The organism is Actinomadura roseirufa (assembly GCF_900659635.1).
GTDB classification, from domain to species: Bacteria; Actinomycetota; Actinomycetes; order Streptosporangiales; family Streptosporangiaceae; genus Spirillospora; species Spirillospora roseirufa.
This window is the reverse complement of the sequence record NZ_CAACVB010000559.1, coordinates 1-1348: the sequence shown is the minus strand read 5'-3', so window position 1 is coordinate 1348 and position 1348 is coordinate 1. Positions and strand designations below refer to the sequence as shown.

Here is a 1348-nt window from a genome sequence, read left to right as displayed (position 1 = left end):
CGCCACGCCCGCGGGGCCGAGCGCCGCGTCCAGGACGTCCGGGCGGAGCAGGCGTTCCAGCCCGGCGGCGAGGAGCGCGCCCTGCCCGGCCACGACGGGATAGTTCAGCTCCAGGTCGATGCGCGCGGCCGCGGGCTCGGCCAGGGCCGGGGCGGGCGCGCGCTCCGCGGCCCGGACGAACGTGCCGCGCCCCACCTCGCCGACCGTGAGGCCGCGCCTGGCCAGCTCCCGGTAGACGCGGCTCGCCGTGGAGTTGGCGATGCCCTTGGCGCGGGCGAAGGCGCGCTGCGGCGGCAGCCGCTCACCGGGACGCAGCCGGCCGGCCGCGATGTCCGCGGCGATCGCGTCCGCCACCCGCCGGTAGTCGTCCATGCTCCGCCCTCCCGGGGAGAATTGCACCGAGTACAAAGTCAGTATTGCATGCTATTGCTCTGATTAATAGCATCGAGTCGTTGGAAAGCACCGCAGAGAATGGAGGCCCATTGATCTCGTTCGCCGCCCTGGCCGGCAGCGCCGCCATCGGCCTCGGCTTCGTCCTGTCCCCCGGACCGAACATGATCTACCTGGTCTCCCGGACGGTCACGCAGGGCCGCCGGGCGGGCCTGATCTCGCTCGCCGGGGTCGCGGCCGGGTTCCTGGTCTACCTCGTGGCCGCCACCGCCGGGCTCACCACCGTCTTCCGGCTCGTCCCGCCGCTCTACACCGCCATCAAGCTGGCCGGCGCGGCGTACCTGCTCTGGCTCGCCTGGCAGGCCGTCCGCCCCGGCGGCGGGACGGTGTTCGCGCCCCGCGAGCTGCCCCCCGACCCGCCCCGCCGGCTCTTCACCATGGGCCTGGTCACCAACCTGCTCAACCCCAAGATCGCCGTCGTGTACGTGTCGCTGCTGCCGCAGCTCATCGACCCGGACCGCGGCCACGTCCCGCTGCAGAGCCTGGCCCTCGGCCTCGCCCAGATCGCGGTCGCGCTCACCGTGAACGGGCTGATCGTGCTCGGCGCGGGCGGGGTCGCCCGCTTCCTGGCCGAGCGGCCCGGCTGGCAGCGCGCCCAGCGGTACCTGATGGGCTCGGTCCTCGGCGGGCTCGCGCTCCACGTCGGCCTCGACCGGTCCCGCGCGGCGCTCGCCTGACCGGCGCGCGCGGCGGCCGATTTGCAGCTCCTTGCCATGATGGGGCGGTGATCGCAGGACAGGACCGGCCCGAGCCCCCCGGCACGGGCGGATGGAGGCGGCCGGACGCGTCGATGTCCCTGCTGCTCGACCTCTTCGCGGGCAAGCTCCTCGACCCCGGGTACGCGGAGGCGGCCGGACGCCGCGCCGCCGCCGGGCGGGGCGCGCCGCGGCGCGGGCGG

General features: G+C 75.2%; 2 protein-coding genes. One reads left to right on the top strand and one right to left on the bottom strand.

The genetic code is table 11. The annotated features are described in order from the left end of the window. A partial coding sequence (locus tag E1291_RS41385) for a GntR family transcriptional regulator (RefSeq protein ID WP_131743470.1) occupies positions 1–372 on the bottom strand: 372 nt, incomplete at its 3' end. 110 nt (positions 373–482) lie between these two features. Between E1291_RS41385 and E1291_RS41380 the strand changes: the two genes are divergently transcribed. After that, on the top strand, positions 483–1127 hold the full coding sequence (locus tag E1291_RS41380; protein ID WP_131743469.1) for a LysE family translocator: 645 nt from the start codon (positions 483–485) through the stop codon (positions 1125–1127). Positions 1128–1348: the final 221 nt, after the last annotated feature.